Raw genomic sequence first — 14,912 nt, 5'->3', positions numbered from 1 at the left:
ACCGGGTGGGCGACTGGACGGGCAGGGTGTGACGCAGCTCACATGTATGGCCTCGCGGGGTCCGGGCACACGCAAGTAACCCCCCATGGGACTCATTCCCGCCCCCCACGGCACCCGCACCCACCGGACCCTCTGCCCCCGGGGTCCGGTGGGGGGCGGGGCCGGATCCGCCTCCGGCCGACCACCGGTGTGGTCACGTCCCGTCCGTGGCGCTCCAGGTGATCTGCGGCGGGCGCACCCGGGCGCACAGCGGCTGCCCCTTGGCGTCGGTGAGTCCGAGTCGCCCGGTGAGATGCCCGGTGCGCGCGGCGGCTTCGAGGACGTCCGGACCGATGTCGCCGAACATCAGCTTGGCGCGCCGGAACATGGTGAAGACCCCGGCGTCGTCCACCGTGCCCCAGGACAGATAGACGAACCGCCCGCCCAGCCGGTTCTGCACGTACGGTCCCGACACCTCGATCCCGTCGGCCGTCGGGGTGGCCGTGCAGTCGAGCGTCCACGCGGCCGACGGGGCGTCCCCCGGGTGCAGGCCGAGCAGCTCGCCGGGCCGGTCCTTGCGCTGGACGCCGACGTGGATGTTCGCGAAACCGGGGAAGTCGGTTTCCGGGCCGCAGGCGCGGCCGGGAAGGTCCGACGCCTCGATATGGATCTGCATCTGCATGCCCCCATGGTCCGGCACCGCCCAGGACACCAGCCCCGACCCCGGGAGCGCGGGCGTCACAGGGCGTCCCGCGGGGCACTCCCGTACGCCCGGTCCAGCTGCTTCAGCAGCTCCTCGTCGACCGCGAACCGCCGGTCGTCGATCCGCCCCACCGGCGCGATGCCCCGAGCGTTGCAGACGAAGGCCGCCCGGTAGCGGCCCACGCCGTCCGGGCCCTCCAGCGTCACCGGGCGGCGCACCGACGGCCGCCCGGCCCGCTCTAACCCCTGATCCAGCAGCGTCATCGTGGTGCCGGTGAGCGCCGGGGCGTCGGGCCACACCACCGAGGCCCCGTCCCAGAAGCCGATGCTGGTGGTCGCGCCCTCGGCCACCACCCCGCCGGGCAGCGTCAGCAGCGCCTCGTCGAAGCCCGCCCGCCCGGCCAGCAGCCCGTGGTACGCCTGCCCGAAGTCGCCGGGCCGCTTGATGTGCGGGGCGGTGCGCGCGTACGGCACCGACCTCAGGCTCCGTGCCCCGGTCGACGGCCGCGCGGGCTCGTCAACGGTCACCATCACCCGCGTACGGCCGCCCCCGGGCGACAGGTATCCGTTCACCCGCACCGAGGCGTCCCGCACCCCCGCCCCGTCCAGGGCGTGCCGGATCAGCTCCCGCACCCGGCCGCCGTCCAGGGGCTGACCGAACAGCTCCCGGTTCGCGGCGTCCAGCCGGGCGAGATGCAGACCGAGCCCCCGCACTCCGCCGTCCCGCACCTGTAGGGCGGTGAAGTGGCCGAAACCGTGGAGTGCGGGAATCAGCAGATCGTCCTCGGTGGCCGGGTGCCCGTCGAACTCGGCACGGACGGCGAATCGTTGCGTCCTCATCCGGCCACGGTAAAACGTTCCGGCCAGGGTTCGACCGGAGGGCTTGACCTGAACCGTGGTTGAGGCTGAAAGCTCGACCTCATGAACACCACACCGGTATCTCCCGTATCCGCTCCGACCCCCCTCAATGTGGCCGTCATCCTCGGCAGCAACCGCACGGGCCGCTTCGGACCCGTGATCGCCGACTGGTTCCTGGGCCGCGCGGCCCGTCACCCGGGCATCGGGACCGACCTCGTGGACGTCGCGGAGGCCGACCTCCCCACCGCCCTCTCCTTCAGCCCCGGCCCCGAGGAAGCCTCCCGGCTCGAAGCGGTCTCCACCCGGCTGGCGGCGGCCGACGCCTTCGTCGTGATCACCCCCGAGTACAACCACTCCTTCCCCGCCCCGCTGAAGAACCTGATCGACTGGCACCGCGAGGAGTGGCAGGCCAAGCCCGTCGCCTTCGTCTCGTACGGAGGCGTCTCGGGGGGCCTGCGGGCCGTCGAGCAGCTCCGCCAGGTCTTCGCCGAACAGCACACCGTCACCGTCCGCGACACCGTCTCCTTCCACAACGCGGGCGCCCTCTTCGACGACGAGGGACGCCACCGGGACCCGGCCGACGCCGACGCGGCGGCCAAGACGATGCTGGACCAGCTGGTGTGGTGGGGAACCGCGCTGCGGGACGCCCGGAATCTCCGTCCGTACGGCGGCTGAACCGCAGGGGACCGACAATCGGGTCAGGGCCCCGGGGCAGGGGCCCGCCGTACTCCGAGGAGACCGACGATGACAGCGCCGCCGGCATGGCTGACCGTACTGACCACGACCGACAGCGAGGACAAGGCCCGTCAGCTGGCCCGGTCCGCGGTGGAGGCCCGGCTGGCGGCCTGTGCGCAGATCTCCGCCCCCGTCACCTCGGTCTACCGGTGGCAGCACGCCATCGAGTCGACCGAGGAGTGGCAGGTGTTCCTCAAGACGACCGCCGAGCGCTACGACGAACTGGAAGCGCTCATCGAGCGGGAGCACGACTACGACACGCCGGAGATCATCGCCCTGCCGGTGATCCGCGGCAGCGCCCGTTACCTCGGCTGGGTGACGGCGGAGACGGCCCCCGAAGCCGCCCTGTGACGGCGGCCATGAGCGCGACCGCCCCCGACTCCCCGCCCGCCGTCGAACGGCCCTTCTTCGTGTACGGGACGCTGCTCCCCGGCGAACCCAACCACGACCTGTTCCTCCGCGGCCGTACGACGGGGGAGCGCCCGGCCGTGCTGCCCCGGGCGCTGCTCTACGACGGGCCCGGCTACCCGTACGCGATCGACGGCCACGGCCGTGTCCACGGCACGCTGCTCGTCGCCGCGCCCGGGGTGTACGGGGAGCTGCTCGGGCTCCTGGACCACCTGGAGGAGTTCCTCGGCCCGGGCCACCCGCGCAACCTGTACGAACGGGTCGTCCGCGAGGTCGAGTCGGCGCCCGACCCGGCGGCGGGCGGTGCGGGCGGGCCGACCGGCGGGACCGGGGAGTCCGTGCAGGCCTGGGTCTACCTCGCCGCGGCCGCCGTCACCCGCTCGCTGCGGACCGGCGGCGTCCTCATCCCCGAGGGGCGGTGGATCACCGGACGAGCCCCGGGCGGCCCGGACACCCCCTGACAGCGCACGTCACCCGGGCGGCGGACGGGGCGCACCGCCGCCCGCCGTCATCGCGTCCCGGCTTCCGCCGTCAACGGCCCCCGGCGGCCAGCGCCTCCGCCACGCCCGGTTCCTCGGGCCCCAGGAACCGCGGGTCGGGCCGGAACAGGGCGTCCAGGGCCGCCTTGCCGGAGGCGGCCAGCTCCCGGGCCCCGCCGTAATACCAGGTCGCGTCCCGTGGCTCGTCGACCGCGACCCCGTACGCGTCGATCCCGGCGGAACGGCACAGCGTGACCGCCCGGTGGATGTGGAAGCCCTGGGTCACCAGCACCGCCCGGTCCACCCCGAAGATCTTCCGGGCCCGGACACAGGAGTCCCAGCTGTCGAACCCGGCGTAGTCGCTCACGATCCGCCCGTCGGGCACCCCGCGCTCGGTGAGATACGTGCGCATCGCGTCCGGCTCGTCGTACTCCACTCGGCTGTTGTCCCCGGTGACCAGGACGACCTTCACCTTCCCCGTCCGGTACAGCTCGGCCGCGGCGTCCAGGCGGTGGGCGAGATACGGGGTCGGGCGGCCCTTCCACAGCCCGGCGCCGAACACCACGGCGACCTCCCGCTCCGGGGCGTCGGCCGTCGTCCCCACCCGGTCACCGGCGCCGAGGCGCATCCAGGTGGCGGGCACGAGCGCGAGCACGCAGGCGACCATCAGCCCCTGTACGAGCCGACGCCGACCCCGTCGGCCGAGCCTCTTCCGTGCCTTCGCGCGCACAAGCGCCCCCCTGATCATTCGTCCGTCCGTTCGTCGTGTCCCCACCTGACCTGACGACCGGAGGGCCGCAAAGGTTCGCCCGGCACCCCAGCTGTGGCGTCCGACACCGCACACCACTCCCGCCGCATCCGTGAGGCGGCGGAAAACCCCTGTGACCCTCGCGCAACGGCCCCGCAACCTCCGCCCGGCACCATCGGTCCATGACGGAGCCGGCCAAGCAACTGCCTCGCCAGTCCTCCCCGCCCCCGGGCCTGTCCTCGACAGCACGGCGCAACTCCTCACCCGTATCACCGCCCAGCTCGGCACCCAGCTCAGCCTCGTCTCCCGGAACGGAACCCGCAGGCCCATGCACCGCACCCGGCAGCCCCACCGCCCCGCCCCGGGCGAGCACGGCGGTTCGACCGCCCCCACCCTGGTCGCCGTCGCGCACGGCAGCCGCGACCCGGCGGCCCTGGGCACCGTGCTGGCCCTCCTGGACCGGGTCCGCGAGCTGCGCCCCGGCCTCGACGTCACCCTCGGCCACATCGAGCTCAACGAGCCCCTGCTCCCGGACACCCTGAACGGCCTGCGCGGGGCCGACGCCGTCCTCGTACCGCTGCTCCTGGGGCGCGGCCACCACGTCAAGCACGACCTGCCCGCGGCGACCGCCGCCGCCCCCGCCGTACGCACCCGGATCGCCGCCCCCCTCGGGCCGCACCCGCTGCTGGTGGAGGCGCTGTACGGACGGCTCGTCGAGGCGGGCTGGGACCCCGCGGACCGGGGCGGCCGGGGTGCCGCCGTGGTCCTCGCCGCCGCCGGGTCCCGCGACCCCGACTCCGCCCAGGACACCCGTCGCACCGCCCGGATGCTCGCCGAACGCCTCGGGGTCCCGGTCGTCCCGGCGTACGCCTCCGCCGCCCCCACCGTTCCCGCAGCGCTGCGCGCGCTGGCCGCCCGGGGCCGCCACCGGACCGCCGTCGCCTCGTACTTCACCGCCCCCGGCCGCTTCGCGAGCGCCGCCGCCACGGACGCCGCACCCCGCATCGCCGCCGCTCCCCTCGGCGCCCACCCCGCGATGGCCCGCCTGCTGCTGCACCGCTACGACCAGGCGGTCTCGGCGACCGCCCCCGCCGACGCGGTGAGGTTGCTCGCTTCCGCCTGACTTGCGGGCCCGCTCACCCGCCGTTGTCGGTCGCGGTCGCTACTGTCGGGACCATGGACGGCACACAGGGCGCGCACGGGGCAGATCAGACACACGGCACGCACCGGGCATCCGGGGTGCGCGGGGCGCAGGGCGGAGGCCCGGTGAGCCCCTACGGCCCCGCCGACACCGAGCGCTTCGACACCGAGCCGGACAAACGCCCCGGCCGCACCGCCTTCCAGCGCGACCGGGCCCGGGTCCTGCACTCCGCCGCGCTGCGCAGGCTCGCCGGGAAGACCCAGGTGGTCACGCCCGGCACCCGCTCCCTCGCCTGGGACGCCAGCCCCCGCACCCGCCTCACCCACTCCCTGGAGTGCGCCCAGGTCGGCCGGGAGCTGGGGGCCGTCCTCGGCTGCGACCCGGACCTCGTCGAGACGGCCTGCCTCGCCCACGACATGGGCCACCCCCCGTTCGGCCACAACGGCGAACAGGCCCTGAACGACTTCGCGTCCGACTGCGGCGGCTTCGAGGGCAACGCCCAGTCGCTGCGCCTGCTGACCCGCCTGGAGCCCAAGCGCTTCGTCCGCGACCCGCGCACCGGCGAGCTGGTCAGCGTCGGCCTCAACCTGACCCGGGCCGCCCTGGACGCCGCCACCAAGTACCCCTGGCCGCGCGGCGCGCACCCCACCGCCCCGCACTCGGCGAAGTTCGGGGTGTACGAGGACGACCTCCCGGTCTTCGCCTGGGCCCGCGAGGACGCCCCCGAGGACCGCACCTGCTTCGAGGCCCAGGTGATGGACTGGTCCGACGACGTGGCGTATTCGGTGCACGACTTCGAGGACGGCCTGCACGCCGGGCACATCGACCCCAACTGCCTCGAAGCGGAGCCGGAGCGCGAGGAGATCTGGGGCGTCGCCATCGGCCGGTACGTCCCCGCCGACACCGACCCGCAGGAGCTGGCCGAGGCCCTGGACCGGCTGATCGACCAGGAGTGGTGGCCGCATGGCTACGACGGCTCCGCCGTGGCCCAGGCCCGCCTGAAGGACGCCACCAGCCAGCTCATCGGCCGTTTCTGCACCGAGGCCGAGACCGCCACCCGCGCGGTGTACGGCCCCGGCCGCCTCGGCCGGTACGGCGCGCAGCTGGTCGTCCCGCGCACCGTCCGCCACGAGTGCGCGGTGCTCAAGGCGGTCGCCGACCGGTACGTCATGCAGCGCGCCGAACAGGAAGCCATCCGCGCCGACCAGCGCATCGTCATCGCCGAGCTGGCCGCCGCCCTCACCGCCCGCGCCCCGGAGGGCCTGGAGCCGCACTTCCGCGCCCTGTTCGACCAGGCGCCCGACGACCACGCCCGCAAGCGGGTCCTCGTCGACCAGATCGCCGCGCTCACCGACGCCTCCGCACGATCCCTGCACGCCGCGCTCACCACACGCCACCGCTGACCGGCAGACTGGAAGGGGCCGGACATCTGACCACTGGGTGTGACCTGTCCGGGGCACACCCTCTTTCGCCATCACGCTGCGTGCGGGACGCTCGCAGCCGGGGGCGCAGCGCAGCACAGTACTGAGGAGGCATCAAGTGGTCGACGCACATCGGACGTTCGTCATCGTCGGAGCAGGACTCGCAGGGGCGAAGGCGGCCGAAACACTGCGTGCCGAAGGATTCACCGGCAGAGTGATCCTCATCGGCGACGAGCGCGACCACCCCTACGAACGCCCGCCGCTCTCCAAGGGCTACCTGGAGGGCAAGTCCGAACGCGACAGCGTCTTCACCCACGAGCGCCCCTGGTACGCGGGCGCCGACATCGAGCTGCACCTCGGCCAGCCGGTCACCGCGCTCGACCGCTACGCGAAGACGGTGCAGCTGGGCGACAACACCGTCATCCACTACGACAAGCTGCTGCTGGCCACCGGCTCCGAACCGCGCCGCCTCGACATCCCCGGCACCGACCTGGCGGGCGTCCACCATCTGCGCCGCCTCGCCCACGCCGACCGGCTGCGCAACGTGCTGGCCGCCCTCGGCCGCGACAACGGCCACCTCGTCATCGCCGGAGCGGGCTGGATCGGTCTGGAGGTCGCCGCCGCCGCCCGGGGCTACGGGGCCGAGGTGACCGTCATCGAGGCGGAAGCCACCCCGCTGCACCAGGTCGTCGGCCCCGAAGTGGGCCAGATCTTCACCGAACTGCACAGCGCGCACGGCGTCCGCTTCCACTTCGGCGTCCGCCTCACCGAGATCACCGGCCAGGACGGCATGGTCCTCGCGGCCCGCACCGACGACGGCGAGGAGCACCCCGCCCACGACGTGCTCGCCGCGATCGGCGCCGCCCCGCGCTCCGCCCTCGCCGAGGCCGCCGGACTGGAGATGGCCGAGCGTGCCCACGGCGGCGGCATCGCGGTGGACGCCTCGCTGCGCACCTCCGACCCGCACATCTACGCCGCCGGGGACGTCGCCGCGGCCGCGCACCCGCTGCTGGGCACCCGGCTGCGCGTCGAGCACTGGGCGAACGCCCTGAACGGCGGACCGGCCGCCGCCCGCGCCATGCTCGGCCAGGACGTGACGTACGACCGGGTGCCGTACTTCTTCTCCGACCAGTACGACGTGGGCCTGGAGTACTCCGGCTGGGCCCCGCCCGGCTCCTACGACGAGGTGATCATCCGTGGCGACGCCGGGAAGCGGGAGTTCATCGCGTTCTGGCTGAAGGACCGCCGCGTCCTCGCAGGGATGAACGTCAACGTGTGGGATGTCACGGAGACGATCCAGGAGCTGATCCGGGCCCGCCAGCAGCACGACCCGGAGGCCCTCGCCGACCCGTCGATCCCGCTGGGCTCCCTGCTCTGAGGACGGCGCCCGGGGTGCGGGCCCGGAGCCCGCACCCCGGGCGGCCCGCCCGCCGTGCGTCCGGCTGTCCGAGCCCACCCGTAGACTTCACGCGTGGCTGGCAGGATCAATGACGACGACGTGAAGGCGGTACGGGACGCGGTCCCGATCGACTCCGTCGTGTCCGAATACCTCCAGCTGCGCAACGCGGGCGGCGGAAACCTCAAAGGCCTCTGCCCCTTCCACGACGAGAAGTCCCCCTCCTTCCAGGTCAGCCCCGGCAAGGGCCTGTTCCACTGCTTCGGCTGCCAGGAGGGCGGCGACACGATCGCCTTCGTGATGAAGATCGATCATCTCTCCTTCTCGGAGACGGTCGAGCGCCTCGCCGCCAAGGCGGGCATCACCCTGCGCTACGAGGAGGGCGGCTACAACCCCTCCCACCAGCGTGGCGAACGCATCAGGCTGATCGAGGCCCACAAGGCGGCCGCCGAGTTCTACGTCGCCCAGCTGGACGGCCCCGAGGCCGAGATCGGCCGGAAGTTCCTCGCCGAGCGCGGCTTCGACCAGGCCGCCGCCGCCCACTTCGGCGTCGGCTACAGCCCGGCCGGCTGGGACCACCTCACCCGCTATCTGCGCGGCAAGGGCTTCAGCGACAAGGAGCTGATCACCTCCGGGCTCTCCCAGGACGGCCGCCGCGGCCCCATCGACCGCTTCCGCGGCCGGCTGATGTGGCCGATCAGCGATACCGCGGGGGAGATCGTCGGCTTCGGCGCCCGCAAGCTGCGCGACGACGACAACGGCCCGAAGTACCTGAACACCCCCGAGACCCCGATCTACAAGAAGTCCCAGGTGCTGTACGGCATCGACCTGGCCAAGAAGGACATCGCCAAGGCCAGCCGGGCCGTCGTCGTCGAGGGCTACACCGACGTCATGGCCTGCCATCTGGCCGGGGTCACCACCGCCATCGCCACCTGCGGCACCGCCTTCGGCAACGACCACATCAAGATCCTGCGCCGCCTCCTCATGGACAACGGCAGCGCCCGGGTGATCTTCACCTTCGACGGCGACTCGGCGGGCCAGAAGGCCGCCCTGCGAGCCTTCGAGGACGACCAGAAGTTCGCCGCCGAGACCTACATCGCCATCGCCCCGGACGGCATGGACCCCTGCGACCTGCGGCTCGCCAAGGGCGACGACGCCGTGCGCGACCTGGTCGAGCCGCGCACCCCGCTCTTCGAGTTCGCCCTGCGCCAGATCGTCGGCCGCTACGACCTGGAGACCCCGGCGGGCCGCGCGGCCGCGCTCGACGAGGCCGCCGCCGTCGTCGCCAAGATCAAGACCAGCAGCGTGCAGCGCGAGGTAGCCGTCCAGCTCGCCGGGTTCGTCGGCATCCTCGATCAGGAGTTCGTCGTCCGCCGTGTCGCCCAGCTCGCCCGCTGGGCCCGCGACCGGGGCGGCGACCACGGGGACCGAGGCGGCCGAGGCGGCCCCCAGGGCGCACGCGGCGGACCCCAGGGCCAACGCGGCGGGTCACCGCAGCACACCGCTCCGGCCGCCCCCGCCGGCTTCTCCGGCCCCGCCCTCAACCTCCGCAGCCCCGCCCACCGCACCGAGCGCGAGCTGCTCAAGCTCGCCCTCCAGAAGCCCGCCCTGGTCTCCCCGGCCTTCGACGCGTACGGCGTTGACGAGTTCACCGCCCCGCCCTACGCGGCCGTGCGCCGGTGCATCGAGGAGGCGGGCGGCGCCGAGCAGGGCCTTGTCGACGACCGGGCCTACCTGGGCGCCGTCCTGGACGCCGCCCCCGACGACACCGTCCGCAACCTCGTCACCGAGCTGGCCGTCGAGATCTTCCACGGCCGGACCATCGACGAGACCTACGCGGGCGTCCAGCTCGTCCACGTCCGGCTGCGCGCCGTGGACCGCCGCATCAACGACGTGCAGGGCAGCCTCGCCCGCCTCGGCAGCCACGTGGCCCCCCCGGAGCTGGCCGCCGCGCAGAACGAGGTCTGGGTGCTCCAGCAGTACGCCCAGTCCCTGCGTACCCACGGCGCCGCCGCGCTCTGACCCGGCGCACCGTCCGCCCGGTCGGGTAATCACCCGGTAACCGACCGGACTCAAAAAGTCACCGCACGCCCCTCGTGGCGGTCGTGTGTCGTACCCCACACTGGAGGGTGCCCGACACCCGGCGGTGTCCGAGCCACCCGGAGCACGCGGTCCGCGGGGGAGACCCCGAGGCCCGGACCGGTCGGCCCCCACCCCGTCATCCGGCAGCGATCACCTGGAGGTCGCCCCCGTGCAGACCCGGACCGTGACGACCACGACCGAGCCCATCGCGGCCATCCCGGCGCAGCACAGGGCCCTGCACCATCCGGAGACGGCGGCCCGCCCGCCCGGAGACGCACCCGAGGCAGTCATGGTGGAATCGGCGCACCTCCCCGACCCCCCGGAGCCCCGCGGCCGGGCGGACTCCGGCGGCCCCACCTCCGACCTCTTCCGGCAGTATCTGCGCGAGATCGGCCGCATTCCGCTGCTCACCGCCGCCGAGGAGGTCGAGCTGGCCCGCCGCGTCGAGGCCGGGCTCTTCGCCGAGGAACGCCTCGCCACCACCCCGGACCTGGACTCCCGGCTCGCCGTGGACCTGGACCGCCTCGTGGTCATGGGCCGCACGGCCAAACGCCGCCTCATCGAGGCCAACCTCCGCCTCGTCGTCTCCGTGGCCAAACGCTACGTCGGCCGCGGGCTGACCATGCTCGACCTGGTCCAGGAGGGGAATCTCGGCCTGATCCGGGCGGTGGAGAAGTTCGACTACGCCCGGGGCTACAAGTTCTCCACGTACGCGACCTGGTGGATCCGCCAGGCGATGTCCCGCGCGCTCGCCGACCAGGCCCGCACCATACGCGTCCCGGTCCACGTCGTGGAGCTGATCAACCGCGTCGTCCGGGTGCAGCGCCGGATGCTCCAGGAACGCGGCTTCGAGCCGACCGCCGAGGATGTCGCCGCCCAGCTCGACCTGACCCCGGAGCGGGTCACCGAAGTCCTGCGCCTGGCCCAGGAACCGGTCTCGCTGCATGCCCCCGTCGGCGAGGAGGACGACGTCTCCTTCGGCGACCTCATCGAGGACGGCGACGCCGCCTCCCCCGTCGAGTCCGCCGCCTTCCTGCTGCTGCGCCAGCACCTGGAGGCGGTCCTCTCGACCCTCGGCGAACGCGAACGCAAGGTCGTCCAACTCCGCTACGGCCTGGACGACGGGCGGCCCCGCACCCTGGAGGAGATCGGCCGGATCTTCGGCGTGACGCGCGAACGCATCCGCCAGATCGAGTCCAAGACCCTCAGCAGGCTGCGGGACCACGCCTTCGCCGACCAACTCCGCGGCTATCTCGACTGACCGGCCTCCGCGGCCACCTCAGTCCACCTCGGCCAGGGCATCCGCGAACTGGGCGGCGTACAGCCGGGCATAGGCGCCCCCGGCCGCCAACAGCTCGTCATGCGTGCCCTGTTCGACGATGGACCCGCTCTCCATCACCAGGATCACGTCCGCGTCCCGGATCGTGGACAGCCGGTGCGCGATCACGAACGACGTACGCCCGTGGGCCAGGCGGGCCATCGCCTTCTGGATCAGCACCTCGGTCCGGGTGTCCACCGAGCTGGTCGCCTCGTCCAGGACGAGGATCACCGGCTCGGCCAGGAACGCCCGCGCGATGGTGATCAGCTGCTTCTCGCCCGCGCTGACCCCGGTGCCCTCGTCGTCGATCACCGAGTCGTACCCGTCGGGCAGCGTCCGGATGAAGCGGTCGGCATGCGCCGCCCGGGCCGCCTCCTCGATCTCCTCCCGGCTGACCTCGCGCGCAGCGCCGTACGCGATGTTCTCCGCGATCGTCCCCCCGAACAGCCAGGTGTCCTGGAGCACCATGCCGATCGATGAGCGCAGGTCGTCCCGGGACATCTTCGCCACATCGACGCCGTCGAGTGCGATCCGCCCGCCGGTCACCTCGTAGAACCGCATCAGCAGATTGACCAGCGTCGTCTTGCCCGCACCCGTCGGGCCCACGATCGCGACCGTCTGCCCCGGCTCCACACTCAGCGACAGGTCCTCGATCAGCGGCTTGTCCGGCTCGTAGCGGAAGGACACCTTCTCCAGCGAGACCCGCCCCGACATCACCTCGGGCCGCTCCGCGTCCACCGGGTCCGGGCCCTGCTCCTCCGCGTCCAGCAGCTCGAAGACCCGCTCCGCCGAAGCGACGCCGGACTGCACCAGGTTGGCCATCGAGGCGACCTGCGTCAGCGGCATCGAGAACTGCCGGGAGTACTGGATGAACGCCTGCACGTCACCGATCGACAGGGTGCCCGAGGCGACCCGCAGACCTCCGACGACGGCCACCAGCACGTAGTTGATGTTCGAGATGAAGAACATCAGCGGCTGCATGAGCCCGCTGGCGAACTGAGCCTTGAACCCGGCCTCGTACAACGCGTCGTTCTGCTCGGCGAAGTCCCGCGCGGACTCCTCCTGCCGGCCGAAGACCTTCACGAGGTTGTGCCCGGTGTACATCTCCTCGATGTGGGCGTTGAGCTTCCCCGTCACCCGCCACTGCCGCACGAACTGCGGCTGCGACCGCTTGCCGACCTGCGTGGCCACGACCACCGACAGCGGCACGGTCACCAGGGCGACCAGAGCCAGCAGCGGCGAGATCCAGAACATCATGATCAGTACGCCGATGATGGTCAGCAGGGAGTTGATGAGCTGGCCCATCGTCTGCTGGAGCGTCTGCGAGATGTTGTCGATGTCGTTCGTCGCCCGGCTGAGCACCTCACCGCGCTTGGCCCGGTCGAAGTACGACAGCGGCAGCCGAGCCAGCTTCGTCTGGAGGTCCTCGCGCAGCTGGAACACGATCCGGTTGATCACGCGGATCGACAGCCGCGTCGAGACCAGCATCAGCAGCCCGGCCCCGACGTAGACCGTCAGCGCCAGCAGCAGGACATCCGCCACCGCGCCGAAGTCGATGCCCTCGCCCGGTGTGAAGTCCACCCCCGAGAGCATGTCGGCCATCGAGCCGTTGCCCTCCTCGCGCAGCGCTTCGATCGCCTGTTCCTTACCGGTGCCCTCCGGCATCCCGCGCCCGACGACCCCCGCGAAGACCAGGTCGGTCGCTTTCCCGAGGATCTTCGGGCCCACCACCGAGAGCGCCACGCTGAACGTCACCGCGCCCAGCATCAGCCACAGCGAGGCCTTCTCGCGGCCGAAGCGTCTCAGCAGCCGCTTGGTGGACCCCTTGAAGTCCATCGACCGCTCGGTGGGCGCGCCCCCGGCCATCATCCGTCCGCCAGGACCGGCCATCACGCGGCCTCCGCTTCCGTCAGCTGGGAGAGCACGATCTCCCGGTACGTCTCATTGCCGTCCATCAGCTCGTGATGGGTACCGCTGCCCACGACCCGCCCCTCGTCCAGCACCAGGATGCGGTCCGCTTCGCGGATGGTGGAGACCCGCTGGGCCACGATCAGCACGGTCGCCCCGGCGGTCTCCCGCGCGAGTGCGGCCCGCAGGGCGGCGTCGGTCGCGTAGTCCAGCGCCGAGAACGAGTCGTCGAAGAGATAGATCTCCGGCCGCTGCACCAGTGTCCGCGCGATGGCGAGCCGCTGCCGCTGACCGCCCGACACATTGGTGCCGCCCTGCGCGATCGGCGCGTCGAGCCCGTGCTCCAGCCCCTCCACGAACCCCTTGGCCTGCGCCACCTCCAGCGCGTGCCACAGCTCCTCGTCGGTGGCGTCCGGATTCCCGTACCGCAGGTTCGTCGCCACCGTCCCCGAGAACAGATACGGCTTCTGCGGCACCAGGCTCACGGTCTTCGCCAGCAGCACCGGATCGATCCCGCGCACATCCTCGCCGTCGACCAGCACCTCGCCGCCCGTCACATCGAACAGCCGGGGTACGAGACCGAGCAGCGTGGACTTCCCGCTGCCGGTCGACCCGATGATCGCGGTGGTCTCCCCGGGCCGGGCCACCAGATCCACCGCCCGCAGCACCGGCTCCTCCGCCCCCGGATAGCGGAACTCGGCGCCGCGCACCTCCAGATGCCCGTGGCGCCGCAGCTCCGTGACGGGGGAGAGCGGCGGCACCACACTCGAATCGGTGCCGAGCACCTCCTCGATGCGCTCGGCGCACACCTCGGCGCGCGGCACCATCATGAACATGAAGGTGGCCATCATCACGGCCATCACGATCTGCATCAGATAGGCGAGGAACGCGGTCAGCGCACCGATCTGCATCCCGCCGCTGTCGATGCGGTGCGCGCCGAACCACACCACCGCGACGGACGACAGGTTGACCACCGTCATCACCGTCGGGAACATCAGCGCCATCAGCCGCCCGGTCGCCACCGACACATCGGTCAGTTCGGTGTTGGCCCCCCGGAACCGCCTCGCCTCGTACCCGTCACGGACGAACGCGCGGATCACCCGGTTGCCCGTGATCTGCTCACGCAGCACCCGGTTCACCCCGTCGAGCCGCTCCTGCATCGTGCGGAACAGCGGCCGCATCTTCTTCACGATGAGGCTCACCGAGACGCCGAGCACCGGCACGACCGCCAGCAGGACGGCCGACAGCGGAACGTCCTGCCCGAGCGCCATGACGATGCCGCCGACGCACATGATCGGCGCGGACACCATCAGGGTGAACGCCATCAGGACCAGCATCTGGACCTGCTGGACGTCGTTGGTGGTCCGGGTGATCAGCGAGGGCGCCCCGAAGCGCCCCAGCTCACGCGCGGAGAAGGACTGCACCCGGTCGAAGACGGCGGCCCGCACATCGCGCCCGAGGGCGGAGGCGGTCCGGGCCCCGTAGTACACGGCCCCCACGTTGCCGAGGACCTGAAGAACGCTGACGGCGATCATGAGACCGCCGAATTCCAGGATGTATCCGGTATCGCCCTTGACGACACCGTTGTCAATGATGTCCGCGTTGAGGCTGGGCAGATACAGGGTGGCGCAGGTCTGGAGCAGCTGGAGGAGCACCAGCAGCACGATGGGTTTCTTGTACGGGCCCAGATGGGCCCGCAGGAGTTTTATGAGCACGCGGGTCTCTCGGAATCGGCGG

General features: G+C 72.2%; 13 protein-coding genes. 8 read left to right on the top strand and 5 right to left on the bottom strand.

Annotated elements, in window-relative coordinates; genetic code table 11:
* Window positions 1-193: 193 nt before the first annotated feature.
* Window positions 194-655 (bottom strand): DUF5990 family protein, encoded by a 462-nt coding sequence (locus RI138_RS08685; RefSeq protein WP_311122825.1) that lies wholly within the window; start codon window positions 653-655, stop codon window positions 194-196.
* Between the two features lie 62 nt (window positions 656-717).
* Complete coding sequence (locus RI138_RS08680) at window positions 718-1,521, bottom strand: aminotransferase class IV (RefSeq protein WP_311119444.1); 804 nt, start codon at window positions 1,519-1,521, stop codon at window positions 718-720.
* A gap of 81 nt (window positions 1,522-1,602) precedes the next feature.
* Between RI138_RS08680 and RI138_RS08675 the strand changes: the two genes are divergently transcribed.
* The 3 genes from RI138_RS08675 to RI138_RS08665 all read left to right on the top strand — a co-directional run bounded on the left by RI138_RS08675 (window position 1,603) and on the right by RI138_RS08665 (window position 3,143).
* Entirely contained in the window at window positions 1,603-2,214 is a 612-nt protein-coding gene (locus tag RI138_RS08675) for an NADPH-dependent FMN reductase (protein WP_311119443.1), read from the top strand.
* 69 nt (window positions 2,215-2,283) lie between these two features.
* Window positions 2,284-2,625, top strand: coding sequence for a divalent-cation tolerance protein CutA (gene cutA, locus RI138_RS08670; RefSeq protein WP_096623235.1), 342 nt, complete (start codon window positions 2,284-2,286; stop codon window positions 2,623-2,625).
* The gene (locus RI138_RS08665; protein ID WP_398862625.1) at window positions 2,622-3,143 is read left to right on the top strand and encodes a gamma-glutamylcyclotransferase; all 522 of its coding nucleotides are present in this window, start codon (window positions 2,622-2,624) and stop codon (window positions 3,141-3,143) included. Before cutA ends, RI138_RS08665 begins: the two co-directional genes overlap by 4 nt.
* Window positions 3,144-3,213: 70 nt before the next feature.
* Here RI138_RS08665 and RI138_RS08660 read toward each other — a convergent pair whose 3' ends face one another.
* The gene (locus RI138_RS08660) at window positions 3,214-3,909 is read right to left on the bottom strand and encodes a SanA/YdcF family protein (RefSeq protein ID WP_311119441.1); all 696 of its coding nucleotides are present in this window, start codon (window positions 3,907-3,909) and stop codon (window positions 3,214-3,216) included.
* A gap of 328 nt (window positions 3,910-4,237) precedes the next feature.
* Between RI138_RS08660 and RI138_RS08655 the strand changes: the two genes are divergently transcribed.
* The 5 genes from RI138_RS08655 to RI138_RS08635 all read left to right on the top strand — a co-directional run bounded on the left by RI138_RS08655 (window position 4,238) and on the right by RI138_RS08635 (window position 11,210).
* A complete protein-coding gene (locus RI138_RS08655) occupies window positions 4,238-5,032 on the top strand; it encodes a sirohydrochlorin chelatase (protein WP_311119440.1) in 795 nt (264 codons plus the stop codon).
* A 53-nt stretch (window positions 5,033-5,085) separates the two neighbouring features.
* Window positions 5,086-6,453, top strand: coding sequence for a deoxyguanosinetriphosphate triphosphohydrolase (locus tag RI138_RS08650; protein WP_311119439.1), 1,368 nt, complete (start codon window positions 5,086-5,088; stop codon window positions 6,451-6,453).
* A 136-nt stretch (window positions 6,454-6,589) separates the two neighbouring features.
* The gene (locus tag RI138_RS08645) at window positions 6,590-7,849 is read left to right on the top strand and encodes an NAD(P)/FAD-dependent oxidoreductase (protein WP_311119438.1); all 1,260 of its coding nucleotides are present in this window, start codon (window positions 6,590-6,592) and stop codon (window positions 7,847-7,849) included.
* Window positions 7,850-7,942: 93 nt separating this feature from the next.
* Entirely contained in the window at window positions 7,943-9,889 is a 1,947-nt protein-coding gene (dnaG, locus tag RI138_RS08640; RefSeq protein ID WP_311119437.1) for a DNA primase, read from the top strand.
* A 229-nt stretch (window positions 9,890-10,118) separates the two neighbouring features.
* Window positions 10,119-11,210: an RNA polymerase sigma factor gene (locus RI138_RS08635; RefSeq protein ID WP_096623223.1), complete on the top strand. Its 1,092-nt coding sequence runs from the start codon at window positions 10,119-10,121 to the stop codon at window positions 11,208-11,210.
* Between the two features lie 18 nt (window positions 11,211-11,228).
* Here the strand turns inward: RI138_RS08635 and RI138_RS08630 are convergent, their stop codons facing one another.
* Entirely contained in the window at window positions 11,229-13,157 is a 1,929-nt protein-coding gene (locus tag RI138_RS08630) for an ABC transporter ATP-binding protein (protein WP_311122824.1), read from the bottom strand.
* On the bottom strand, window positions 13,157-14,890 hold the full coding sequence (locus RI138_RS08625; RefSeq protein WP_311119436.1) for an ABC transporter ATP-binding protein: 1,734 nt from the start codon (window positions 14,888-14,890) through the stop codon (window positions 13,157-13,159). Before RI138_RS08625 ends, RI138_RS08630 begins: the two co-directional genes overlap by 1 nt.
* Window positions 14,891-14,912 lie beyond the last annotated feature (22 nt).

It is taken from the genome of Streptomyces durocortorensis, assembly GCF_031760065.1.
GTDB lineage: Bacteria > Actinomycetota > Actinomycetes > Streptomycetales > Streptomycetaceae > Streptomyces.
Note: the sequence above shows the minus strand (reverse complement) of the source record. Positions and strands in the feature narration are given on the sequence as shown.